Genomic DNA, 23,743 nt, shown 5'->3' with positions numbered 1-23,743 from the left:
CGGTCCACCCCACGGTCGCCGCCCACACCGCGATCGCGAAGGTCGTCTACGCCGCCCGCCCGAGGGTACGGCACCGACGACCCGACGCGCAGGACGATCGTCGCCGCCAGGCTCACCGCAGGACGGGAGGACGCCGACCAGCCGTCAGGCGGGGGCCGGGGCCGTGTCCGCGACGCCCGAGTCGGACGGTCCGTCGTCGTCCGCCGGGTCGCCGTCGTCGTCTCCGTCGGCCTCGCCCCGGATCTCCTGCCGGTACGCCCACCACGCCTGCACGCCGATCTGGAGCGACGCGGCCATCGGGACCGCCAGCAGTGCGCCGATCACGCCCAGCAGGCTGCCGCCGAAGAGCACGGCCACCATCACGCCCAGCGGGTGGACGCCGACGGCGCGCCTCTGGATCCGGGGCTGGATCACCGTGTTCTCGACCTGCTGGTAGACGACCGCCCAGACGACCCAGATGATCGTGGCGGTCGGGAAGTCGTGGAAGAGCGTGACGATGCCGACGATCACCGCCGCGATCGTCGCGCCGATCATCGGGATCAGGCCGAACAGCGCGACGGTGACGGCGAGCGGGGCCGCGAACGGCACCCCGAGGACGAGCATCACGACGTAGGCCAGCGAGCCCGCGATCAGCGCCTGCAGGACCGCGCCGCCGATGTAGGCGCCCACCGCGCCGGCCATGCGGTCGAGCGTCTCGCGGATGCGGTCCGCGTGGTCCGGGGTGCCGATGTCCAGGAGCCCGTCGATCCAGCGGCGGCCGCTGCCGACGAGGAAGACGCTGAGGATCAGGATCGTGACCGCGGCGAAGACCGAGTTGACGATCCCGAGGCCCAGGTCGCCGAGCCAGGAGGCCGCGTCGCCGACGCGCGCGGGGAGCTTGTCGGCCTGGTTCTGCAGCTGCTGGACGAGGTCGAAGTCGTCGTCGAGCTTGCGCAGCGACTCGTTGCCGTTGACGTAGTGCTGGACCTCGTCGGCGTAGTGCGGCGCCTGGTCGATCAGGTCGCTGGCGGCCCGCACCAGCGGCGGCACGACGATGAGACCCACGATCGCCGGCACGAGCAGGACGCCGAGGTAGACGAGCAGGACGGCGAGGCCGCGCGGCATCCGCCGCTCGAGCTTCCCGACCGGCCCGGAGACCGCGACGGCGATGAAGCCCGCGATCGCCAGCCACGAGAGCGGCCCGCGCAGCAGGTAGACGAGCACGACGACGCCGGCGACCGCGAGGATCGTGAGGCTGGCCGCGAGGACCGTTCGGGGGATGCTCTGGCCTGGTTGCACGGGCGGATCTCGGGTCGGGTTGGCGTGTCGACGCTACCGGGGAGTCCCGACGGCTCGGCGTGCGGACGGCGTCCCGGGGACCAGCCGGCGCGAGGACGCCGGCCGGCGGTGCGCCGCCCGGCCGACGACTCCCGGGGTGCGCAACATCGGTTGCGGACGGGGTCCCGGCCTTGCCATGCCGCCCGCGGTGCGCGAGAACCGACGAGCCCCCGTCATCCCCCACCCGAAGGAGGCGCGCGTGACCCCCAACGCGTTCCGACGTCGGGCGGCCGTGCTGCTCGGCGCCCTCGCGCTGACCGCCGCCGCCGTCCCAGCCGCCCACGCCCAGCCCGTCCACCAGGTCGAGGCGGGCGAGTCCCTGTGGCAGATCGCCGCGCTCAACGGCCTCTCGCCGGCCGCGCTCGCCGCCGCCAACGGCCTCTCCCCCGACTCCGCCGTCCAGGCCGGCCAGATCATCAGCATCCCCGCCGGCGGTGGGTCGGCCGGAGCGCCGGCCGCCGCCGTCGTCGCGTCGCCGGCGGGCTCATCCGGATCGGCGGCGTCCTCCGCCACGTCGGCGGGCACGGCGTCCGCGACCGGCTCGTCCGCCGGCGGGGTCGTCGTGCAGCCGGGCGACACCCTCAGCGCCATCGCCGCCCGCGCGGGCGTCTCGGTGACGGCGCTCGCGGCCCACAACGGCGTCAACGCCTCGGCGCTCCTCCCCGCGGGCCGCCGGCTGTCCCTGCCGACGGCGGGCTCCACCGGCGCGGGCTCGTCCGCCTCGGCCGCCTCGGACCCGACCGGCACCACGCCGTCGAGCGCCGCCTCCACGTCGACCGCCGCCGCGGCGACCGCGACCGCGTCGTCGAGCACCGGCGCCTCCGGAACGACCGCGACGGCCTCCGCGACCGGCACGGCCGCGAGCGCCGGCACCCGGGTCTCGGCGACCGACGTCGGCTCCGCCGCGGCCGCCAACGGCGTGCCGGCGTCCCTGGCCCGCGCGATCGCCTGGCAGGAGAGCGGGTTCAACAACGGCGCCGTGTCCTCCGTCGGCGCTCGCGGCGTGATGCAGGTCATGCCCGGCACGTGGACCTGGATCAACCGCAACCTCTCCTCCCGGGCCCTGGACCCGAGCTCGGCCGCGGACAACGTCCAGGCCGGGACGCTCTACCTCCAGCACCTGCTGCGCGAGACGGGCGGCGACCCCGACCAGGCCGCCGCCGCGTACTACCAAGGCCTCTCGTCGGTCCGTTCTCGTGGCATGTACGACGACACGAAGCGCTACGTCGAGAACGTCCGCGCGCTGCGGTCCCGCTTCGGCGGCTGAGCGGCCCGGGGTGACGCGCCGGCGTCCGGGCACCCGGCGCCGGAGGCGGGCGTCCTGCGTCCGGCGCGGGACGGTGCGCGACGCGAGCCCGACCCGGTCCACCCGTCCGGGGCCGTCCGCCAGGTCCGGGGCCGGCGCGATTCCCGCGTCAGACCGCCGGGCGCTCCGCGTCCGGCACCGCGGCCGCCCCCGGGTAGGTGATCGTCCGGATCGGTCGTGCGGGGGTGCCGGCGGCGATCGTGAACGGCGGGATGTCCTCCGTCACGACGGAGTTGGCGCCGATCACGCAGCGCCGGCCGATCGTGACGCCGCTGGTGACGACGACGTTGGCGCCGAGCCAGACGTCGTCGCCGATGCGGGTCGGGCCCTTGGTCGTGAAGCCCTGCCACGGCACCGGGACGTCGGGATCCTCGAAGCGGTGGCTGCCGTCGGTGATCAGGCAGCCGTTGGCCGCCATGCAGTGCTCGCCGATCTCGACGAGACCCTCGGCGGCGATCATCACGCCCTGGTTGAGGAACGTCCCGCCGCCGACGCGGATCCGCCCGTGGTCCCCGGCGGTCAGCCACACGCCGGGCTCGAGGAAGACCTGCGGGCCGAGCTCCAGCCGGCCGTCGAGGAGCATCCCGAGGACGTCGCCGTTGAGCCGCCCGCGGGCGAAGGCCTCGCGCCGCGCCAGCTCGACCGCCAGGCGGGCGCGGTTCCACGGCCGCTGCGGCCGGGTGTACCAGCGCCACTTCGCGACCCACTGCCGGACGAGGCGGGCGTCCAGCGGCGGCACCGGCGGTCGGGTGTGATCGGGCGGCGCGGACACGCGGCGAGCCTATCCCCCGGCCGCGCCGGGATCAGCGCAGCAGCTTCTTGATCCCGCCGATCGCGACCGTGTTGCCCGGGCGCAGCAGCGGGGCGAGCAGGCCGAGCGGCAGGCCGCGGCCCTTCAGCGGGGACACCGCAATCGTCCACGTCAGCTCGGTGCCGCCCTCCGAGGGCACGAGCACGAAGTCCTCGATCAGCGCGTCGAGGACCTTCCGGCTCTGGCCGGCGACCCGGAAGGTCGCCCGCCGCTCGACGTCCCAGCGGTAGAACTCCTCGTCGATCGTCAGGAACCGCCCCATCCGCAGGCGCCGGATCGACCCGACCGCGTGGGGCCGCGGCGACTGCCACTCCAGCCGGTCGATGAGCGGGAGCCACGACCACATCTCGTCGCTGCCCAGGGCCGCCCAGACCTGCGGCGGCTGCGCCTTCAGCTGGACCGTGCTGCGGATCACGAGCGGCGCGTCCTTCAGGAACGCGTCGTCGACATGGCGGAGGGGGTAGGCCGGCATGCGCCGGAGCATAGCCGTGCGGACGTCGTACCTACTCGCGCGTAGGGTCCGGCCTCAGAGCCAGCCGGCGCGCCGCAGGCGGCTGTAGAGCACGACGCAGATGCCGAGCGTCACGACGAGCACGAGCGGATAGCCGATCCCCCACTTCAGCTCCGGCATGTGCTCGAAGTTCATGCCGTAGAGGCCGAAGATCATCGTCGGCACGACCGCGATCGCCGCCCAGGCCGAGATCTTGCGGGCGTCCTCGCTCTGACGCAGCGAGATCTGCGCGAGGTTGGCGTCCAGGACGCCGGAGAGCACGTCGTCGATCGAGTTGACGGCCTCCGCGTCGCGCACGAGGTGGTCGAGGACGTCCCGCAGGTACGGCCGCGCGCGGTCCGGCACCGGCAGCTCCTCGTCCTCGACGAGCCGCGTGATCGGGTGGACCAGCGGGCCGACCGCCTTCTTGAACGCGATGACCTCGCGCTTGAGGCGGTAGATGCGTTCCGTCGGGTTGTTGCGCTCGTCGGAGAAGACCATCGCCTCCACCTCGTCGACGTCGTTGAACAGCCCGTCGAGGACGTCGGCGTACTCGTCGACCACGCGGTCGACGATCGCATGGAAGACGGCGCCGGGCCCGCGCTCCATGCGGGTGCGGTCGTTCTCGAGGTCCTCGCGCAGCCCCTTCAGCGGCACCGGCGAGCCGTGGCGGATCGTGACGACGAACTTCGGCCCGACGACGATCATCAGCTCGCCGATCACCACGCGCTCGGTCTCGTCGACGTACTCCGCGGTCTTCATCACGAGCGCGATCAGGCCCTCGTGGGCCTCGAGCTTCGGGCGCTGGTGCGCCTGGATCGCGTCCTCCACGAGCAGCGGGTGCAACCCGAACTGGACGCCGAGCGCCTCGACGGCCGCGGGCTCGGGGTCGTGGAGCCCGATCCACACGAAGCCGTCCTTCGCACGGTGCGCGCGGCCCATCGCCTCGGTGAGCGGGACGACGCCGCCCCTGCGCTCGCCGTGGTCGTAGACCGCGCAGTCGGTCAGGGCCTCGTCGATCGAGCGGGCCTCCATCGCGGTCGGGGGACCGGCCTCCTGGATGCGCGAGCGATCGGCGCGGCGATGGCGGAGGGTGCGGTGGGTCGGCGGTCGTCGCATGAGGGAGGGGCCGGTGGCCGGTCGCACGACAGCCTACGCCGCCGGTACCCGGTGCCCCGGCCCCGCGATCGCGGGGCGGGCGTAGGATCGGCGGATGCGACTCCCCCGGCTCGCCCTCGCCCTCTCCATCGTCTCCTCCGGTGCCGCAGGCGCCCTCGCGGCGGTCGCCGTCGCGCAGGACCCGCCACCGTTCCAGCCCGAGCCGACGACGACCACCACGCCGACGACGACGGAGCCGGCCCCCGTGCCCGACGCGACGGCGCCGGTGGTCTCCGTGACCCTGCCGAAGACCCGGGTCGGCTCCCGGATCAAGAGCGTCCGCGTGCACTTCGAGGACCTCGACAGCGGCGTCCAGTTCGCCCAGGTCAACGTCAAGCGCCGGATCCGCCTGAAGCAGGGCGTCCGCGACCAGGCGTACGACGGCAAGCGCTGGTGGACGACGATGAGCACGTCGAAGTACCGGATCAACCCCGCGGTCGGCCGCAAGCGGGTCGCTTACACCCTGCGCTTCAAGAAGGGCCTGCCCGCGGCCCGCTACTGGATCACCGTCCAGGCCCAGAACGACCCGGGCACGTCGCGGACGAAGACCGTCAGCTTCCGGACGCGCTGAGGCCCCGGGTCGCCCCCGGTCGACCGGCCCCGGGGCGGGCGCTGTAGGGCGGCCGGCCGCACCGGGACGCAGCCGGACGCCGGCACGCGACGCGATCGGCCAGGGCGGGCGGGGGCGCGAGCTCGCCGTAGACCGCTCCTGCCACCGGCCCGACCTCAGTCCGCCGCGGCCGCGCGCTTGCGGCGGGTCGCCGGTCGCTGCTTCGCCGCCGCGATCCGCTCGCGGGCCTCGGCGGCCTCGGCCTGCTTCTGCGCCTTGGTCTTCGTGCTGCGCGGACGCTCGTCCTCCGGCGCCCGCTTCGCCGTGCCGCCGGCCGCGACCGCGGCGGCGTCGGGCGTGACGAGCTCGCGCAGGAAGCGGCCCGTGTGCGACGCGTCGACCGCCGCGACCTGCTCGGGCGTGCCCTGGGCCACGAGCTCGCCGCCGCCGTCGCCGCCCTCGGGACCGAGGTCGATCAGGTGGTCGCCGGTCTTGATGACGTCGAGGTCGTGCTCGATGACCACGACGGAGTTGCCGGTGCCGACCAGGCGCTGGAGGACCTCGAGCAGGCGCTCGACGTCCGCGAAGTGCAGGCCCGTCGTCGGCTCATCCAGGATGTAGAGCGTGCGGCCCGTCGCCTGGCGCGCGAGCTCGTGCGCGAGCTTGACCCGCTGCGCCTCGCCGCCCGACAGCGTCGTGGCCGGCTGGCCGAGCCGGACGTAGCCGAGGCCGACGTCGCGGATCGTCTCGAGCCGGCGCCGGATCTTCGGGACGTTCTCGAAGTACTCGATCGCCTCGTCCACCGGCATGTGGAGGACGTCGGCGATCGACTTGCCCTTGAAGTGGACCTCGAGCGTCTCGCGGTTGTAGCGCTTGCCGTCGCACTGCTCGCACGGGACGTAGACGTCCGGCAGGAAGTGCATCTCGATCTTGATCTGCCCGTCGCCCTTGCAGACCTCGCAGCGGCCGCCCTTGACGTTGAACGAGAAGCGGCCCGGCTTGTAGCCGCGGGCCTTGGCCTCCGGTGTCTGCGAGAACAGCGTGCGGATGTGGTCGAAGATCCCGGTGTACGTCGCGGGGTTCGACCGCGGGGTGCGGCCGATCGGCGACTGGTTCACCTGGATGACCTTGTCCAGCTGCTCCATCCCCTCGATCGAGTCGTGGGCGCCCGGACGGACGCGCGCCCGGTTGAGCTGCGCCGCGGCGGCCTTGTGGAGGATCCCGTTGATCAGCGTGGACTTGCCCGACCCCGACACGCCGGTGACGACGCAGAGCACGCCGAGCGGGATCGTGACGTCGAGGCCCTTGAGGTTGTGGTCCCGCGCGCCGCGGATGACGAGGTCGCCGGTGCGCTCGCGCCGCTCGTCCGGCACGGGGATCGCCCGGGCACCCGAGAGGAACTGGCCGGTGAGGGAGTTCTTGTTCGCCTCGACCTGCTTCGGCGTGCCGTTGGCGACGACCTCGCCGCCGTACTCGCCGGCGCCGGGGCCCATGTCGATCAGGCGGTCCGCGCGCCGCATCGTCTGCTCGTCGTGCTCGACGACCAGGACGCTGTTGCCGAGATCCCGCAGGCGCTCGAGCGTCTTGATCAGGCGCTCGTTGTCGCGCTGGTGCAGGCCGATCGACGGCTCGTCCAGCACGTAGAGGACGCCGACCAGCGCCGACCCGATCTGGGTGGCCAGCCGGATGCGCTGGGCCTCGCCGCCCGACAGCGACGCCGCGCCGCGGTCCATCGTCAGGTAGCCGATGCCGACGTCGACGAGGAACGACAGGCGCTCCTTGATCTCGCGCACGATGAGGTTGGCGATCTTGCGCTCGGTCTTCGAGAGCTCGACCTCGTCGATCCACGTCAGCGCGTTGTGCACCGACAGCGCGGAGAACTGGTGGATGCCGATGCCGCCGATCAGCACGTTGCGCGGGCCGGGCTTCAGGCGCGAGCCCTCGCAGTCCGGGCAGGGCACCATGCCCATGTACTCCTCGATCTTCTCCTTGACCTGCTCGGAGTCGGACTCGCGGTAGCGGCGCTCCAGGTTCGTGATGACCCCCTCCGCGCGCATGTTGTACGTGCGGCGGCGGCCCGTCCGGCCCTTGAAGCGCAGCGGCACCCGCTCGCCGTCGGGGTCGCCGAAGAGGATGCCCTCCTGCTCCTCGCCCGAGAGCTCGTTCCACGGGACGTCCATCCGCACGTCGAAGTGCTCGGACAGCCCCTCGAGCAGCTTGCGGTAGAACGGGTTCGGCGACGACGACCACGGCTTGATCGCGCCGTCCGACAGCGACTTCCCCGCGTCCGGGATGACGAGGTCGGGGTCGACGATCAGTTGCGCGCCGAGGCCGGTGCAGCGCGGGCAGGCACCGTGCGGGGCGTTGAACGAGAACGTCCGCGGCTCGACCTCGGACATCGAGAAGCCGCACGTCAGGCAGGCGAAGTTCTCCGAGAACGTGTGGCGCTCGTCCCAGTCCTCCGGGATCTCGTCGCCCTCGCGCAGCACGAGCGCGATCTCGACCAGGCCCTCGGCCTCCTTCGTCGCGGCCTCGATGCCCTCCGCCAGGCGCTTGCGCACGTCGTGGCGCATCACCAGGCGGTCGACGACGACGGAGATGTCGTGCTTGTACTTCTTGTCGAGGACGATGTCCTCTTCCAGCATCCGCAGGTCGCCGTTGACCTCGACGCGCAGGAAGCCCTCGTCCTTGAGGTGCCCGAAGAGCTCCCGGAACTCGCCCTTGCGGCCACGGACCAGCGGCGCCAGGACCATGAAGCGCGTGCCCTCGGGCAGCGCCATCACGCGGTCGATGATCTGCTCGACCGACTGGCCGGCGATCGGCCCGTGGCCGTTGGGACAGTGCGGGTGGCCGATGCGGGCCCACAGCAGGCGCAGGTAGTCGTGGACCTCCGTCACCGTGCCGACGGTCGACCGTGGGTTGCGCGAGGTCGTCTTCTGGTCGATCGAGATCGCCGGCGAGAGGCCCTCGATCGAGTCGACGTCCGGCTTGTCCATCTGCCCGAGGAACTGGCGCGCGTAGGCCGAGAGCGACTCGACGTAGCGGCGCTGGCCCTCGGCGTAGATCGTGTCGAACGCCAGCGACGACTTGCCCGAGCCCGAGAGCCCGGTCAGGACGACGAGCGAGTCCCGGGGGAGCTCGAGCGAGACGTCCTTGAGGTTGTGCTCGCGAGCACCGGTGACGACGATCCGACCGCTTCCTGCCATTGCACCGAGTCTACGCATGCGAACGGACGTTCGGTCGTGCTGTGGGAGAACCCGCCCCGGGTGCAGGGAGAACGCGTGGCTCAGGGCGGATCCGGCGCGCTCAAGGGCGTGGCCGCAGCCCCAGCACCAGGCGCTCCACGACCTCGGGGAGCAGGTCCGGGAGCGCCGCGACGTCGACCAGGCCGGCGTTCGCCATCGTCGCCAGCCCGTGGATGCCGGCCCAGCCGGCGGTGGACACGCGCTCGACGTCGCCCGCGACGACCTCGCCGGTCGCCTGGCCCGCCGCGATCAGCGCGAGCGGCGCGGCGAACGCCCGCCGGCCGGCGTCGATCAGGGCCTCCGACGCCCCGGGCCGGTGCTTGCCGGCGAACATCAGCTCGAGCAGCTCCGCGTCGCGCACCGCGAAGCCCACGTACGCGCGGGCGAGCGCCACGAGCCGGTCGAGGAACGGGCGGCCCTCGGTGGCGTCGCCGTCGGCGATCGCCGCGTCCAGCTCGCGGCCGAGGCGGGCGTAGCCGACCTCGGCGAGCGCGTCCAGCAGCGCCTGCTTGTCGGCGAAGTGCCGCCGTGGCGCCGCGTGGCTGACGCCGACGTCCCGGGCGATCCCCCGCAGCGACAGCGCGTCGGCGCCGTCGGCCGAGAGAACCTCCTCGGCACGCCGCAGCAGCGCGTCGCGCAGGTCGCCGTGGTGATAGCGGCGCGGCGTCTCGGTCGGGGAACCCACGCTCCGAGCATAGCGGCGAGGGCGGTCGATGTTGCCATTGACAACTCTGTTGTCACCGCCTACATTCCGTCGCATGCCCAAGTCGCCCTCCTGGTCCGCCACGGACCTCCCCTCCTTCGCCGGCCGCCGGGTCGTCGTCACCGGTGCCAACAGCGGGATCGGCCTCGTGGCCGCCCGCGAGCTGGCGCGGGTCGGCGCCCGCGTCGTGCTCGCCGTCCGCGACGCCCAGAAGGGCGAGCGCGCCGCCGCGACGATCGCCGGCGACGTCGAGGTCCGCCCGCTCGACCTCGCCGACCTCGCCTCCGTCCGCGCGTTCGCCGACGCGTGGGACGGCGACCTCGACGTGCTGATCAACAACGCCGGCGTGATGATCCCGCCGCAGGGCACCACGAAGGACGGCTTCGAGCTGCAGTTCGGCACGAACCACCTGGGCCACTTCGCGCTGACGAACCTGCTGCTCCCCCACGTGACCGACCGCGTGGTCACGGTCGCCTCCGGCGCCCACCGCGGCGCCTCCGTCGACCTCGACGACCCGAACTGGGAGCGCCGCGAGTTCAAGAACTGGGCGGCGTACGGCCAGTCGAAGCTGGCGAACCTCCTCTTCACCCTCGAGCTGGACCGGCGGCTCCGCACCGCGGGCTCGCCCGTGCGGGCCGTCGCCGCCCACCCGGGCTACGCCGCCACGAACCTGCAGTCGGCGACGACCAACCCCCTGCAGCGGATCGGCATGAAGATCGGCAACCGCGTGCTGGCCCAGGACGACGCGGCGGGCGCGGCGCCCACGCTGTACGCCGCGTCGCAGGACCTGCCCGGCGCGTCCTACGTCGGCCCGGACGGCTTCGCCGAGATGCGCGGCGGTCCGGTGCTCGTCGGCCGCACGGCCGAGGCGAGCGACGCCGAGGCCGCCAAGCGCCTCTGGACCCTGTCCGAGGAGCTGACGGGCGTGCGGGCGCCCGAGACGATCGCCGCGTAGACCGGCAGCGCGGACGCCGTGCACGGAGCGCGGCAGGAGCGTCGACGGAGTGGTACGTTCGTACAAGTAGTACGTCCGCACCACTTCCTCGGCGACGGTCCCCGGCCGTCGTCCCTCCCGGAGCTCCCCATGGGTTACGTCTTCCTCGCCGGCGCCATCGTGTCGGAGGTCATCGCCACCATGAGCCTGCGCGCGTCCGACGGGTTCTCGAAGGCCCCGTTCATCGTGCTCGTCGTCGCGGGCTACATCACCGCGTTCACGCTGCTCGGGCTCTGCCTCGGTCGCGGCGTCCCGCTGGGGATCGCCTACGGGATCTGGTGCGCGTTCGGGATCGCGCTCGTCGCGGCGCTGAGCATCCCCCTGTTCGGCGAGACCCTCACCGGCGTCCAGGTCGTCGGTCTGCTGCTCGTCATCGCGGGGGCCGCGGCGCTGGAGCTCGGCGCGGCGCACGACTGATGCCGGACCCCACGACCACCCCGGCCCGGCGGCCGGCGTCGGCGACCGCCGTCCCCGAGGACGGCCGGGCCGCGCGCGGCGCCGTCCGCCGCCGCGCGCTCATCGACGCCACGCTGGCGGTGCTCGCCCGGGACGGCGTCGGCGGCGTCAGCCACCGCGCGGTCGCCGGGCACGCCGGGGTGGCCGCGGCCTCCGTCCGGTACCACTTCGGCACCATCGACGAGCTCCTGGTCGCGGCCATCACCACGGCCACCGAGGAGTGGGCCGCGACGCTGGCGGGGCACGAGCCGGAGGACCACCTGAAGGCCCTGGCGGCGTTCCTCGCGGACGAGTCCCGCCACCACCGCGAACGCGCGGTCGCCGAGTTCGAGCTCTACCTCCTGGCCGCGCGCCGCCCGGCCCTGCGCCCCGCGGCCCTGGCCTGGCTCGAGGTCGCGATCGGCCCGCTCGGCGTGGGGATGGACGAGGTCGACCGCCGGGCGTTCGCCGCACTGCTCGACGGCGTCTGCCTGCACGGCCTGATGACGGACGACCCGCCCGACGCCGCGGAGGTCGAGGCGGTGCTGCGGCGGCTGGCCGGTCCGGCGACGGACCGCTGACCGGGCGCGCGGTCCTCTGACGGTCGTAGGCCCACAGGCGGGACGACGGCGCTGGCCCCTGCGGTCGCCTCAGAGCTGCCGGAAGGCCGCGCCCCACAGCTCGCTGAACGTCGGGAACTGCGGGACGAAGTCCTTCAGGACGGCCAGCGGGATCGACGCCTTGATCGCCAGCGCGGGCGTGTGGATCCACTCCCCCGCCTCCGGGCCGACCGCCCAGGCGCCGACGAGCACGTCCTCGCCGGCGTCCAGGACGAGGCCGACGCCGCCCTCCAGGCCGCGGCCGTAGGTCTCGGTCCGGTCGGTGCCGCTCAGCGCCAGCGTCGTCGTCCGCACGGCGATGCCCCGCTCGCGGGCGGCGTCGGCGGTCAGGCCGACCGCCGCGATCTCGGGCTCCAGGAAGACGACCCGCGGGATCGCCCGGTAGTCGGCGACGGCGTCGCCGCCGGTCAGCGCGTCGACCACGACGCGGCCCTGGTAGCCGGCGACGTGGGTGAACGGCGCCTCGCCGGTGATGTCGCCGACCGCCCAGATCCCGTCGGCCGCCCGGCACTGCTCGTCGACCCGGATCAGGCCGTGCTCGACGGTCACGCCGTCGGGCGTCAGGCCGTCGATCCGCGGCGAGCGCCCCGCGGCGACGACGAGCCGCTCGACGTCGAGGACGTCCCCGGCGTCCGTCGTGACCTGGGTCCGGCCGTCGTGGTGACGGACCGACGCGATGCTCGTGTCCAGCCGCACGTCGACGCCGTGCTCGCGCAGCACCCGCGCCGCGTGCTCGCCGACCTCGGGCTCCTCGCGGGTCAGCAGGCGGCCGGAGCGCTGCAGCAGCGTCACCTGGGAGCCGAACGACTGGAGGTACTGCGCGACCTCGAGCCCGACCGCGCCGCCGCCGAGCACCACGGCGGACGACGGGATCTCCTCCAGCGACGTGACCTCGCGGTTGGTCCACACGTGCTCGCGCTCCAGGCCGGGCAGGTCCGGGATCGCGGGGTGGGTGCCCGACGCGATCACCACGTCGGTGCAGCGCAGCTCGCGGTCGCCGACGACGACGAGCCCGCGCTCGGGGACGGTCGCCCGGCCGCGGACGAGCGTCACGCCGTCGATGCCGGACATCCAGTCGGCCTTCGCCCCGTCGTCGAGGCCGGAGTTCATGTAGTCGCGGTAGTCGCGGATCGCCGCCCAGTCGAGCTCCGGCACGGAGACGCCGGCGACGTGCCCGGCCTGCGCGCGCAGCTGGCCGGGCCGCAGCAGCGTCTTGGACGGGATGCAGGCCCAGAACGGGCACTCGCCGCCGACGAGCTCGTCCTCCACGACGGCGACCCGCTTGCCGGCGGCGGCGAGGGCCGGGGCGACCCCGCGGCCGCCGGGCCCCGTGCCGATGACGACGACGTCGAACTCGGGCTCTGCGCTCATGCGGCCCACGGTACCCGGCGGACCAGCCCGATCGACCGCGTCGGGGGCGCCGATGCGGTTGGCTGTCGTCATGGCTCCCGAGCTGCGCTTCGCCCCCGGTCGCGCCCCGCGACTGCCGATCTGGTCGGCCCCGATGGCCGGCGGCCCGTCGAGCACCGCGCTGCTGGCCGCGGTCGGCGCCGCCGGCGGGCTCGGCCTCGTCCCGGCCGGCTACCTGTCGGCCGACGCGTTCGCCGCGAAGCTCGACGAGCTCGAGGCCGCCAGCGACGCGCCGTGGGGCGCGAACCTCTTCCTCCCCGGGCCGCCGACGGCGGACCCCGAGGGCGTCGCCGCCCACGCCGCCGCGCTGGCGCCGCTGGCCGCCGAGCACGGCGTCGAGCTCGGCGAGCCGCGCTGGGAGGACGACGCGATCGACGCGAAGGTCGCGGTGCTCCTCGGGCACGAGCCCGCCGCGGTGACGTTCGCGTTCGCGTGCCCGTCGTCGGAGCTCGTCGGTCGGCTCCGCGAGGGGACGGGCGCCGTGGTCGTCGCGACCGCGACGACGCCCGCCGAGGCCGCGGAGGCGACCGCCGCCGGCGTCGACGCGCTGGTGCTGCAGGGCGCCGAGGCGGGCGGGCACCGCGGTGCGTTCGTCGACGACCGGGCCTTCCCGGGCGGCGGGGAGCTCGTGCCGCTGCTGGAGCTCCTGCGCGGGGCGCGCGCGGCGTCGCCGCTCCCGCTGCTGGCGGCGGGCGGGCTGATGGATGGGGCCGGCGTGCGGCAGGCGCTCGACGCCGGGGCGTCGGGCGTCCAGCTCGGCACCGCGCTGCTCTGCACCCCCGAGGCCGGCACGTCGGACACCCACCGGCGCGCCATCCTCGACCGGCGCTACGCCGGCACGACGGTCACCCGCGGGTTCACGGGGCGGCCGGCCCGCGGGCTGGCCAACCCCCTGGCGCTGGCCTACCCGGACGCCCCGTCGGCCTACCCCGAGGTCCACCACCTGACCCGCCCCCTGCGCGCCGCGGCGGCCGCGCAGGGCGACCCCGACGCCGTCCACCTGTGGGCCGGCGAGGGCTGGCGCGACGCGACCGAGGAGCCCGCGGCGGACCTGATCGCGCGGATCGCGCGCGAGGCCGGGCTGGCGTAGCCCTCGCTGCGGGCCGCCCCGTCCCGGCGGCCGGGACCGGGAGGTCCGGTCCTACGCCCCGCCCTCGGGATCGAGCGTCCGGACGACCTTCGCCGGGTTGCCGACCGCGACCACGTTCGCCGGCAGGTCGCGGACCACGACCGCGCCCGCGCCCACCACGGTGTTGTCGCCGATCGTGACGCCGGGGCAGACGACCACGCCGCCGCCGAGCCAGACGTTGTCGCCGATCGTGATCGGCTGCGCGGCCTCCCACTTGTCGCGGCGCGGCCCGGGCTGCACCGGGTGCGTCGGCGTCAGCAACTGCACGTTCGGGCCGATCTGCACGTCGTCGCCGATCGTCACGCGCGCGACGTCCAGGCAGACGAGCCCGAAGTTCGCGAACGTCCGCGCGCCCACGAACGTCTGGTACCCGTAGTCGCAGTGGAACGGGGAGCGCAGCTCGCTGCCCTCCCCGAACGCGCCGAGCAGGTCGCGCAACAGCGCCTCGCGGCCCTCCGCGTCCGCCGGGTCCATCGCGTTCAGCTCCTGCGCCCGCCGCTGCGCGTGGAGCGACTCGCGGTGCAGGTCGGGATCGTCGGCGATGTAGAGGTCGCCCGCGAGCATCCGCTCGCGCATCGACCTGGGGTCGTCGGCCATGGGCCCAGACTACGGCCGCCTACGCCGCCTCGCCGCGCTCCGGCGCCCGCAGGCGGTGCAGCTTGATCGCGAGCTCGAGCGACACGAGGTCCTCCTCGGCGATCACGAGGTCCGTCAGGTGCTCGATCCGCTCGAGCCGCTGGCGCAGCGTGTTGGCGTGGATGTGCAGCGCGCGGGCGGTCGGCACGACGCTGCGGTCGGCGAGGTAGCGCTCCAGCGTGCGCACGAGCTCGCTGCCGCGCCGGTCGTCGTAGCGCCACAGCGCGTCGACCGCGGCCGCGTGGCGCCCGTCGGGCTCGACCTCGCCGCCGACGCCGACGAGGTAGCGATAGGCGCCGAGCTGGTCCCAGGCGCGGGCGCCGCCGGCCGGCGAGAGGGCGCGGGCGATCCGGGCCGCGGCGGCGGCCTCGACGAGGCTCGAGCGGTCCGCCGCCAGCTGCTGCTGCACGCTGGACCGGCCCGCGACGGCGCCCTCCTCGCGGGCGAGCAGGTCGAGCTCGGCGTCCAGCACGCGCAGCGCCGCGGACGGGTCGCTGGCCGGCGACACCGGCACGAGCACGCGCAGGCGGTCGGGGCTCGGGTCACAGAGCGCGCCGGGGATCGCGTGGCGCAGCCGGGTCTCCAGCCGCTCGGCCGCACCCCAGGCGACGCCGACGCGCAGCGGCTCGAAGACCGCCACCACGTGCGGACCGTCCGGGTCGATCCGCGCCGACCGGGCGCGGGCCGCGACCTGCCCGCCGCGGCCGGCCGCGATCGCGTCGAAGAGGTCGCGGACGAGGTTCTCCTCCGTCAGCCGCTCGATCAGCTCGACGGTCCGCAGCGCGACCGCGACCTGGGCCGCGACGGTCTCGAGCATCCCGCGCTCGTGCGACGGGAACGGCGTCTCCCGCTCGACCGACAGCACGCCCTCGCCCGCGTCGCCCGCCGCGATCCGGACCGCCAGCGCGCCGCGCTCGGGGGCGTCGACCGGCGGGTCCTGCGGGCGGTTCTCGCCCGCCTCGGTGGTCGCCGACGCCACGACACGGGTGGCGCCGTCGTCGAGGTCGACCATGAACAGCCGGCAGCGGTCGGCACCGAGCAGCTCGAGCGTCCCGTCGCACGCCGCGGTGAGGAGGTCGGCGCGCCCGGCGACCGTCGCGATCCTGCGGACCAGCGCCGCGAGCTGCTCGAGCGCCCGGACCCGCTCCTGCTCGCGCTCGTAGAGGCGGGCGTTCTCGATCGTGCCGGCCACCAGCGACGCGACGTGCGACAGGAAGTCGAGGACCTCCTGACCGAACTCGCGGGGCGCCTCGGTGTGCAGCACGATGACGCCGATGACGACCCCGTCGCGACCGCGGAGCGGCACCGCGACCATCGACTGGAAGCGCTCCTCCTGCAGCTCGGGGACGAGCTTCATCCGCGGATCGGCGAGCGCGTTCTCGCGGATGAACGCGGGCTCGTCGTTGCGGACGACCCAGCCGCACAGCCCCTCGTCGACGCCGAAGGAGACACGGCCGACGGCGTCGGCGAAGACCTTCGACGCGGCCCGCATCTTCAGGCGGTCGTGGTCGCGGAGGTAGACGAAGCAGCCGTGGCAGGCCGTCGCGTCGCTCAGCAGCTCGACGACGGCGGGCAGGACGCGGTCGACGTCCGGCCCCTGGGCGACCGCCCCGATGACGCGGTACAGCCAGTCCCGGCCGAGCGTCCCGTCGACGAGCGCGGCGTCGTCCCCCGGCGCCGGGACCCGCCCGGGGACGGTCCCACGGCGTGGTCCCCCGGGGTCGCCCCCGGTGCGACTGGCGTGGACGTATCCCGACACCCCTTTGACCCTAGGCCCGGGTGGAAGGACTGCACATGCGCCATCCGGACAACGTGCGGGCTGCACACGTGGTCACCGGGGCGAACGCCCGCGAGGTGTGCAGCCTGCGCACGCCCCGCCGCCGGACCGGCCACGGTCGCGGCGCGGTGGCGCTCGCTCCCCGCTCAGTCGCGCGGACGGCGGCGCCGGCCGCCGACGCCGCGCGACCGCAGGAGCGCCGGGACCGACTCGTGGCCCGTGACGACGAGCCCCAGCAGCACCATGCCGGCGAGGATCAGCAGCACGCCGAGGAGCCCGGGGGCGCCGATCAGCATGACCGCGATCCCGGCCACCACGAAGGCGGCTCCGCCGGCGAGTCGGGGCGTCGTGTCCGTGTCCATGGGGAGAACCTACCCGCCCGGGCCTCCGCCGACCGGCAGGTCCGCGGCGTCTCCTCCTCGCGCATTCCCACAGCCGGGTGGGACGGGGCGGCCAGTACGATCGGGGGGCGGTCGACGAGTCCCCGTCGGAGACCCACCAGGCCCTCGTCTCCGATGGATCCGTGCAGCGCATGTCGACGTCCCCGCCCCGTCCCTCGCCCGCCCCGTCCGGCGCGCTGACGCCCACGCCCGTCCGTCGGGCGCCACCACGCCGCGTCCGGTCCGCCGGCGCGGCCGCCTGACGGCGGATGCACGACCCGGCGTCCCCCACCGCGCGCGACGAGATCGCGACGGCGGCCATCCGGCTGATCGGCGACGCCGACGCCGGCGACCTGCTGCGCGCGCTCACGCCCGAGCGGCTGGCCCAGGCGAGCGACCGCTCCGCGTCGTCCGTCCGGTACCACTTCGGCGGCGACGACAGCAGCGGCAGCGGCACCTACGCGTTCCAGCGCCGAGACCTCGCGCTGGCGATCCTCGCCGTCGCGGCCGCCGCGCGGGTCGCGGCCGCCGAGGAGGCGACGGCGGGCTACCACGCCGCAGCGCTCGGGCTGCGCGACGACGTCGACATGCAGGGCCTCTACGCGGCGATCGCCGACGGCCTGCTGCCGTTCCTGCCCGGCCCCGCGGGCGCGCAGGCCGCCGCCCAGGAGCGCGTCCACCACCTCGGCCTGGCGATCTGCGACACGGACGCCTCCGCGGCGCGGCTGCTGCGCGAGGCTCGGGAGCAGCAGGTCGCGACGTTCGTCCCGGCGACGCACGCCGCGCTCCTGGCGACCGACCGCGAGATGGTCCCCGGCCGCACCGTCGAGGAGCTCGGCGACACGGTCTGCGCCCTGCTGGACGGCCACCTCCAGCGCCTGCGCTACGACCCCGGGGCCCCGTCCGACGGGGTCAACGCCGCGGTGGTGTCGATCTTCGCGACGTTCACGCGTCCGCGGGGCGGCGAGGGCTTCGACCCCGTCGGGGCGATCCGCGGGGACTGACGGCCGGCCGCTCCCGGGATACGCTCCGGCCGTGACCTCCCCCTTCGTCGATCACGCCTGGCTGCAGGAGCACCGCGACGACGTCGTCCTCGCCGACGTCCGCTTCTACCTCGACGGCCGCAGCGGCCGCGAGGCGCACGAGGCCGGGCACCTCCCCGGCGCGGTGTTCGTCGACCTCCACGCCGTCCTCGCGGGCCCCGCGTCGGACGCCGGCGGACGCCACCCCCTCCCCGCGCCGGACGCGTTCGCGGCCGGCCTCGCGGCCGTCGGCATCGGCGACGCCGACGTCGTGATCGCCTACGACGACGCCGGAGGCGTGATGGCGGCCCGGCTGGTCTGGATGCTGCGGGCCACCGGCCACGACGCCGCGCTGCTGGACGGCGGCATCGGCGCCTGGGACGGCCCGCTGGAGACCGGCCCCGAGAGCGCGGCCCCCGCGGTCTTCACCGCGCGGCCGTGGCCGGAGGACCTGCTCGCGGACGTCGACGACGCGACCGACCGTGCGAACGTCGTGATCGACGCCCGGCCCGGCGACCGCTACGCGGGCGCCGCCGACCAGCTGGACCCGCGCGCCGGCCACATTCCGGGTGCGCGGAGCGTCCCGGCGCGCGGCAACCTCGGCCCCGACGGCCGTCTGCTGCCCGTCGACGCCCTGCGCGAGCGCTTCGCCGCCGCGGGCGTCACCGCCGACGCGCCCCTGGTCTCGTCGTGCGGCTCCGGCGTGACCGCCTGCCACAACCTGCTGGCGATCGAGCACGCCGGGCTCGGCCGCGGGCGCCTGTACCCGGGCTCCTGGTCCGCCTACAGCCGCGACGCGACGCGCCCGGTCGCCACGGGCTCCGAGCCCGGCTGACCCCGGGCGCCGCGCGGGCCCGGGGGCGCGGACGGCCACCCGGGACGTCCGCCGGGGACCTGGTGACGCGGGCCGCGTCCAGCCGCTGCGGGCACCCCGCAGGGCGGTCCCCCGGCCCGTCCCGGCAAGATGGGGGGTCGATGGCACCCGCCCCCAAGAACCTGGTCAACCTCAAGGCGGTCGACAAGGGCTACGCGAGCCGCTCCGTCCTCACCGACGTCACCCTCGGCATCGAGGCCGGCGACCGGATCGGCATCGTCGGCAAGAACGGCGACGGCAAGTCCACGCTGATGCGGCTGATCGCGGGCCTCGAGGAGCCCGACGCCGGCGCGGTCACGCGGGTCGGCTCGCTCGACCTGGCGCTCGTCGGCCAGGGCGACTCGCTGCACCCCGAGAAGACGATCCGCCAGGAGCTCGTCGGCGGCCGCGCCGACCACGAGTGGGCCGGCGACAAGACCTTCCGCTCGGTGCTCGAGGGCCTGCTCGGCGGCGTCGAGCTGCGGCGCTTCCCGAAGGGCCTCGACACGGTGATCGGGCCGCTGTCGGGCGGCGAGCGCCGGCGGATCGCCCTGGCGAAGCTGCTGCTGGACTCCCCCGACCTGCTGCTGCTCGACGAGCCCACCAACCACCTCGACGTCGAGGGCGTCGCGTGGCTGGCCGGGTTCCTCGCCGCGCGCCGGGGGACGATGGTCGTGATCACCCACGACCGCTGGTTCCTCGACGCGGTCTGCACGACGACGTGGGAGGTCGTCGACGGCACCGTCCACCAGTACGACGGCGGCTACGCGTCCTACGTGCTGGCCCGCGCCGAGCGCGACCGCCAGGAGGCCGCCCAGGACGCCCGGCGCCGGCAGCTCCTGCGCAAGGAGCTCGCGTGGCTCCGACGCGGCCCGCCGGCCCGGACGTCGAAGCCGAAGTTCCGGATCGACGCCGCCAACGAGCTGATCGCCGACGAGCCCGCCCCGCGCGACGGCGTCGAGCTGCTGCGCTTCGCGACCCGCCGCCTGGGCGGGAAGGTCATCGACGTCGAGGACGCGTCGGTGGCCTACGGCGACAAGGTGCTGCTCGACCACGCCACCTGGCGCCTGGGCCCGGGGGACCGGTTCGCGCTGGTCGGCGTCAACGGCGCCGGCAAGACGACGCTGATCAACGTCATCAGCGGCGCGCTGCAGCCGCAGTCCGGCGAGGTCCAGCGCGGCTCGACCGTGCGCCTCGCCCAGCTCTCGCAGGACACCGTCGAGATCCCCGGCAACGTCCGCGTCCTCGAGTCGCTGGAGGAGGTCCGCGGCGCGACGACCACCAGCGACGGCCTGGAGCTGACGGCCGGCCAGCTCTGCGACCGCTTCGGCTTCCGCGGCGCCCGCTCCCGCACCCTCGTCAAGGACCTCTCCGGCGGCGAGCGCCGGCGGTTGCAGCTGATGCGGCTCCTGATGGAGGAGCCCAACGTCCTGATCCTCGACGAGCCGACCAACGACCTCGACATCGACACCCTGACCGCCCTGGAGGACCTGCTCGACGCGTGGCCCGGGACGCTGATCGTCGTCTCCCACGACCGCTACTTCGTCGAGCGGGTCTGCGACGACGTCTACGGCCTGATGGGCGACGGCGGTGTGCGGCACCTGCCCGGCGGGATCGACGAGTACCTGCGGCTCCGGCACGCCGCGGAGACCGCGGACGCCGCCGACCGCACCGGCGAGGGCGCGCCCACGGGCACCCCGACCCCGAAGCCGAAGGCCACCGCCCTGACGGGCGGCGCCCTACGCGACGCCCGCAAGGAGGTCGCCCGGATGGAGCGCCAGATCGAGAAGCTCGGCGAGGCCGAGGCCGCGATCTACGAGGAGATGGCGGCCGCCGCCACCGACCCCGGCAAGCTGCGCGAGATCGGCGAGCGCCAGGCCACCCTGGCCGCCGAGCGCGAGGAGCTCGAGGCGGCCTGGATGGAGGCCTCCGAGGCCATCGAGGGGTAGACCTACGGGCCCCGCCCCGTGCGTCTCGGGGCGGGACCGGACCGGGCGTCGCCAGGGCCCGGGGCACCCGCGGAGGGCGCGGGCCCCGTGCCGCGACTCAGTTCAGCGGGTCGACGCCCGTGAGCTCCGCCGAGAGCGCCCACAGGCGGGCGGCGTCGTCGCGGTCGACCGCGTGGGCGTTCACGCCGGAGATCCCCTCGGTCTCGCCGCCCACGTCCGTCGGCTCCGCGATCTCGCAGTCCTCGCAGTAGACGCCGCCGAGGCCGTCGAGCTGCGGCGACGTCGCCGCCCAGGTCGCCGTCGCGGCACCCTGCTCGGGCGTCTTGAAGCGATGGAGCGGCGTGCCCTCCTCGTCGATCCAGCCGCGGTCGACCATCTCCTGCGTCGTCAGGTGGCGCTGCAGCGGCGTGAGGATCCCGCCCGGGTGCGCCGCGAAGGCCCGCACGCCGTGCTCGCGCCCGGCGTCGTCGAGGTGGACCGCGAAGAGGCTGTTGGCGGACTTCGCCTGCCCGTAGGCCGTCCACTTCTCGTAGCTGCCGCCCGCGAACATCACGTCGTCCCAGCGGATGCCGGAGCGCTTGTGGCCCGTCGACGAGAGCGCGACGACGCGGGCGCCGCCGCCGGCGACGAGCGCCGGCCACAGGTGACCGGCGAGCGCGAAGTGGCCCACCTCCTCCGCCGTGCTGCCGGCGCCGAAGCCGGACCCGATGGCGTGCTGGGGCGTGATCGTCGTCATGCCGTCGACGGTACGACCTGGAGCGCGGTCCAGGTCAAGGGCGACGACCGGGCGGCTACAGCTCGGTCACGTCGTACGTCTGCCCCGCGGCGCGCAGCCGGTCGGTGAGGACGCCGCCCATCGCCGTGGCCGGGGTCAGGACGCCCCCGGCCCCGGGGAGCCGGTCCTGGTCCTCGGCGAGGCAGAGCCCCGCCTGGCCGAGCATCACCGCGGTCGCCTTGTAGCCGGGATCGCCCTTCGCGGCGATCCGGCAGCGGAAGCGGCGGCCGGACGCCGTCGTCGTGGTGATGTCGATGCGGAAGAAGCCCTTCTCGCGCTGCTCCTCGCTCGGGCCCTCGCCCGGCGACGGGAGGACGCGGTCCAGGACCTTCCGCGTCGGCTTCAGCGACAGGCCGCCGAAGAGTCCGGCGAGCATCGCCACGATGCCGGCGGCCTTGACCGCGCCGAGCGGGCCCCTGCCGCCGCTCATCAGCTCGCGGTAGCGCAGGCCGCGCCCGTAGCGCCAGCCCTGCAGCGCGTTGCTGCGCCGCACGACCCGGGTGTTGACGAGCCCCATCACGAACGGCGCCAGCCACGCGCCGGTGTGCGGGTCCCGGCTGACGCCAGTGGGGTCGCGCTCCTCCCGGGGGCTCGGGTCCGCGGAGCGGTCCGGCGAGAGCGCGTACGGGTCGGCCGCCAGGCGCCGCGCGTCGCGGTCGGCCTTGCCCTCGTCGAGCTGGCCGCGCATCGAGTCGATCGTCCCGCCGCTGACGCCGCCGCCGAGCCCGGTCACGACGAAGGTCGTCTCCCCCAGCTCCCCCGCCCCCGCGGCGCTCGCGGCCTCGTACAGCGCGAGCACGCCGAGGTCCGACGGGATGGAGTCGAAGCCACAGGTGTGGACGATGCGGGCGCCGGACTCGCGCGCGACGGCGTCCGCGGTATCGATCGAGCGGCGCATGAAGAGGGTCTCCCCCGTCAGGTCCGCGTAGTGGGTGCCGGCCTCGGCGCAGGCGGTGACGAGCGGGAGCCCGTGGCGCGCGTACGGGCCGACGGTCGTGACGATCACGCGGCTGGCGCGGGCCAGCGCGGACAGCGCGACGGCGTCGTGGCTGTCGGCCTCGACGATCGGCCAGTCGCGGGCGGCCGCGGGCAGCGTCGCCCGCACCGCCTCGAGCTTGGACCGCGAGCGGCCGGCCAGGGCGACGCGCGTGCCGGCCGGGGCGTGCTCGGCCAGGTACGCGGCCGTCAGCCGGCCGACGAAGCCGGAGGCGCCGAAGACGACGAGGTCGTGCTCACGCGCGCGGCCGGGTGCGGAGTCGCTCATGCGCGCACGCTACCGCGGGTCGGACGACAGCGGCCGTCAGTCCGCGCCGACGCGGTGCCGGCGGACGGCGAGCACCGGACCCCGCGGGTCCACCGGCGCCGCGGCGAGGGCGCGGAGCCCCTCGTCGGCCCGGGCGCGGAAGGTCGCGACGCCGCGCAGCTTGACGTCCTCGTAGCCGCGGACGACGTCCGGCAGCTCCGCCAGGGCGACGACCTGCGCCACGGTCTCGGGCCGCAGGTGCGTGAGCGCCCCGGCGACCAGCTCGCGGTACTCGCCGGGCAGCGCGCGCTCCGTCCGCCGGACCGCGGTGTGCCCGAAGGGGTCCAGCGGGGTGCCGCGCAGCCGGCGCAGCGGCCGGAGCGCCCGGAACAGCGGGCGGATCCACGGGCCGCACGCGATCTTCCGGTCGACGCCGAGGGCCCGCAGGAGCGGCGGCTGGAGCATCACCCGGACGCGCGCGCCGGCGCCGAACTCGGCCTCGACCCGCGCCCGCTCCGTGGCGTCGAGGTGCAGGCGGGCGATCTCGTACTCGTCCTTGTAGGCGACGAGCTTGTGCAGACCGACGGCGTAGGCGCGGGCGACCCGATCGCCGCCCGTCGCCGCGCGCTCGCGCACCGCGACCGCGGCGACGTCCGCCACGTAGCGCCGTGCGCAGCGGGCGTCCTGGTACCGCACGAGCTCCGCCGCCCGGTGGGCGACGAGGGCGCCGAGGCGGCCGTCGAGACCGTGCTCGGCGACGAGGGCGGCCGCGCGCTCCTCCGCGGCGGGCCGGCGAAACGGAGCCGGCGACCGGGACGCGCCGGCCGGGGACGCCGGGACCCCGCCGCCGGGATACGCCACGGCGTCGCCCGCGCCGCTCCCGCCCGTCGCGCTCGCCTCGCGCCCGGCCCGCCCCGCCGTGCTGCGCGGGCCGTCCCCG

General features: G+C 75.2%; 21 protein-coding genes and 1 pseudogene. 9 read left to right on the top strand and 13 right to left on the bottom strand.

Translation table 11 applies throughout. From position 1 onward, the window contains the following. Window positions 1–144: 144 nt before the first annotated feature. Entirely contained in the window at window positions 145–1,278 is a 1,134-nt protein-coding gene (locus AB0L40_RS16670) for an AI-2E family transporter (protein ID WP_364356751.1), read from the bottom strand. Between the two features lie 238 nt (window positions 1,279–1,516). Between AB0L40_RS16670 and AB0L40_RS16665 the strand changes: the two genes are divergently transcribed. After that, window positions 1,517–2,584 carry a LysM peptidoglycan-binding domain-containing protein gene (locus AB0L40_RS16665; protein ID WP_364356748.1) on the top strand — a complete coding sequence of 356 codons (1,068 nt, stop codon included), beginning with the start codon at window positions 1,517–1,519 and terminating at the stop codon, window positions 2,582–2,584. Window positions 2,585–2,732: 148 nt separating this feature from the next. Here the strand turns inward: AB0L40_RS16665 and AB0L40_RS16660 are convergent, their stop codons facing one another. From AB0L40_RS16660 to AB0L40_RS16650, 3 genes are read right to left on the bottom strand one after another with little or no spacing between them, the layout of a single operon-like run. Further along, window positions 2,733–3,395 (bottom strand): acyltransferase, encoded by a 663-nt coding sequence (locus tag AB0L40_RS16660; protein WP_364356745.1) that lies wholly within the window; start codon window positions 3,393–3,395, stop codon window positions 2,733–2,735. 31 nt (window positions 3,396–3,426) lie between these two features. Beyond that, window positions 3,427–3,906: an SRPBCC family protein gene (locus AB0L40_RS16655; protein WP_364356742.1), complete on the bottom strand. Its 480-nt coding sequence runs from the start codon at window positions 3,904–3,906 to the stop codon at window positions 3,427–3,429. A 54-nt stretch (window positions 3,907–3,960) separates the two neighbouring features. After that, on the bottom strand, window positions 3,961–4,959 hold the full coding sequence (locus AB0L40_RS16650) for a magnesium and cobalt transport protein CorA (RefSeq protein ID WP_364356739.1): 999 nt from the start codon (window positions 4,957–4,959) through the stop codon (window positions 3,961–3,963). 178 nt (window positions 4,960–5,137) lie between these two features. On the opposite strand from AB0L40_RS16650, the gene AB0L40_RS16645 reads away from it, so the two are divergent. Beyond that, window positions 5,138–5,653: a hypothetical protein gene (locus tag AB0L40_RS16645; protein ID WP_364356736.1), complete on the top strand. Its 516-nt coding sequence runs from the start codon at window positions 5,138–5,140 to the stop codon at window positions 5,651–5,653. Between the two features lie 155 nt (window positions 5,654–5,808). Here the strand turns inward: AB0L40_RS16645 and uvrA are convergent, their stop codons facing one another. Next, window positions 5,809–8,838 (bottom strand): excinuclease ABC subunit UvrA, encoded by a 3,030-nt coding sequence (gene uvrA / locus AB0L40_RS16640; RefSeq protein ID WP_364356733.1) that lies wholly within the window; start codon window positions 8,836–8,838, stop codon window positions 5,809–5,811. A 100-nt stretch (window positions 8,839–8,938) separates the two neighbouring features. Then, the gene (locus AB0L40_RS16635; protein ID WP_364356730.1) at window positions 8,939–9,562 is read right to left on the bottom strand and encodes a TetR/AcrR family transcriptional regulator; all 624 of its coding nucleotides are present in this window, start codon (window positions 9,560–9,562) and stop codon (window positions 8,939–8,941) included. Window positions 9,563–9,635: 73 nt separating this feature from the next. Here AB0L40_RS16635 and AB0L40_RS16630 point away from each other — a divergent pair, with 73 nt between their 5' ends. The 3 genes from AB0L40_RS16630 (at window position 9,636) to AB0L40_RS16620 (ending at window position 11,590) form a co-directional block, all read left to right on the top strand. Beyond that, window positions 9,636–10,535 carry an oxidoreductase gene (locus tag AB0L40_RS16630; RefSeq protein ID WP_364356727.1) on the top strand — a complete coding sequence of 300 codons (900 nt, stop codon included), beginning with the start codon at window positions 9,636–9,638 and terminating at the stop codon, window positions 10,533–10,535. Between the two features lie 129 nt (window positions 10,536–10,664). Further along, window positions 10,665–10,991 (top strand): SMR family transporter, encoded by a 327-nt coding sequence (locus AB0L40_RS16625; protein ID WP_364356725.1) that lies wholly within the window; start codon window positions 10,665–10,667, stop codon window positions 10,989–10,991. Beyond that, window positions 10,991–11,590: a TetR family transcriptional regulator gene (locus tag AB0L40_RS16620; protein ID WP_364356722.1), complete on the top strand. Its 600-nt coding sequence runs from the start codon at window positions 10,991–10,993 to the stop codon at window positions 11,588–11,590. Before AB0L40_RS16625 ends, AB0L40_RS16620 begins: the two co-directional genes overlap by 1 nt. Window positions 11,591–11,659: 69 nt before the next feature. Here the strand turns inward: AB0L40_RS16620 and AB0L40_RS16615 are convergent, their stop codons facing one another. Beyond that, entirely contained in the window at window positions 11,660–13,000 is a 1,341-nt protein-coding gene (locus AB0L40_RS16615; RefSeq protein ID WP_364356719.1) for an NAD(P)/FAD-dependent oxidoreductase, read from the bottom strand. A 70-nt stretch (window positions 13,001–13,070) separates the two neighbouring features. On the opposite strand from AB0L40_RS16615, the gene AB0L40_RS16610 reads away from it, so the two are divergent. Beyond that, window positions 13,071–14,129, top strand: coding sequence for a nitronate monooxygenase (locus AB0L40_RS16610; RefSeq protein ID WP_364356716.1), 1,059 nt, complete (start codon window positions 13,071–13,073; stop codon window positions 14,127–14,129). 51 nt (window positions 14,130–14,180) lie between these two features. On the opposite strand, the gene AB0L40_RS16605 is transcribed toward AB0L40_RS16610, so the two are convergent. The 3 genes from AB0L40_RS16605 to AB0L40_RS16595 all read right to left on the bottom strand — a co-directional run bounded on the left by AB0L40_RS16605 (window position 14,181) and on the right by AB0L40_RS16595 (window position 16,943). Beyond that, complete coding sequence (locus AB0L40_RS16605; RefSeq protein WP_364356713.1) at window positions 14,181–14,765, bottom strand: sugar O-acetyltransferase; 585 nt, start codon at window positions 14,763–14,765, stop codon at window positions 14,181–14,183. Window positions 14,766–14,784: 19 nt separating this feature from the next. Next, on the bottom strand, window positions 14,785–16,563 hold the full coding sequence (locus AB0L40_RS16600) for a GAF domain-containing protein (RefSeq protein ID WP_364356710.1): 1,779 nt from the start codon (window positions 16,561–16,563) through the stop codon (window positions 14,785–14,787). Window positions 16,564–16,727: 164 nt separating this feature from the next. Further along, complete coding sequence (locus tag AB0L40_RS16595; RefSeq protein WP_364356707.1) at window positions 16,728–16,943, bottom strand: hypothetical protein; 216 nt, start codon at window positions 16,941–16,943, stop codon at window positions 16,728–16,730. A 287-nt stretch (window positions 16,944–17,230) separates the two neighbouring features. Between AB0L40_RS16595 and AB0L40_RS16590 the strand changes: the two genes are divergently transcribed. The 3 genes from AB0L40_RS16590 (at window position 17,231) to AB0L40_RS16580 (ending at window position 20,785) form a co-directional block, all read left to right on the top strand. After that, complete coding sequence (locus AB0L40_RS16590; RefSeq protein WP_364356704.1) at window positions 17,231–17,965, top strand: hypothetical protein; 735 nt, start codon at window positions 17,231–17,233, stop codon at window positions 17,963–17,965. A gap of 31 nt (window positions 17,966–17,996) precedes the next feature. After that, window positions 17,997–18,818 carry a sulfurtransferase gene (locus AB0L40_RS16585; protein ID WP_364356701.1) on the top strand — a complete coding sequence of 274 codons (822 nt, stop codon included), beginning with the start codon at window positions 17,997–17,999 and terminating at the stop codon, window positions 18,816–18,818. A 140-nt stretch (window positions 18,819–18,958) separates the two neighbouring features. After that, window positions 18,959–20,785, top strand: coding sequence for an ABC-F family ATP-binding cassette domain-containing protein (locus AB0L40_RS16580; protein WP_364356698.1), 1,827 nt, complete (start codon window positions 18,959–18,961; stop codon window positions 20,783–20,785). Window positions 20,786–20,882: 97 nt separating this feature from the next. Here AB0L40_RS16580 and AB0L40_RS16575 read toward each other — a convergent pair. From AB0L40_RS16575 to AB0L40_RS16565, 3 genes and pseudogenes are all read right to left on the bottom strand, one after another. Further along, window positions 20,883–21,455: pseudogene (locus tag AB0L40_RS16575) on the bottom strand (oxidoreductase); the annotation flags it as partial. Window positions 21,456–21,576: 121 nt separating this feature from the next. Further along, a complete protein-coding gene (locus AB0L40_RS16570; RefSeq protein ID WP_364356695.1) occupies window positions 21,577–22,824 on the bottom strand; it encodes a saccharopine dehydrogenase NADP-binding domain-containing protein in 1,248 nt (415 codons plus the stop codon). Between the two features lie 36 nt (window positions 22,825–22,860). Then, window positions 22,861–23,743: DUF6537 domain-containing protein (locus AB0L40_RS16565; RefSeq protein WP_364356692.1), on the bottom strand; the 883-nt coding region annotated here is incomplete at its 5' end.

It is taken from the genome of Patulibacter sp. NPDC049589 (genome assembly GCF_040675535.1).
Lineage (GTDB): Bacteria > Actinomycetota > Thermoleophilia > Solirubrobacterales > Solirubrobacteraceae > Patulibacter.
The sequence above is the reverse complement of the archived record's forward strand: the minus strand, read 5'-3'. Positions and strand labels throughout refer to the sequence as shown.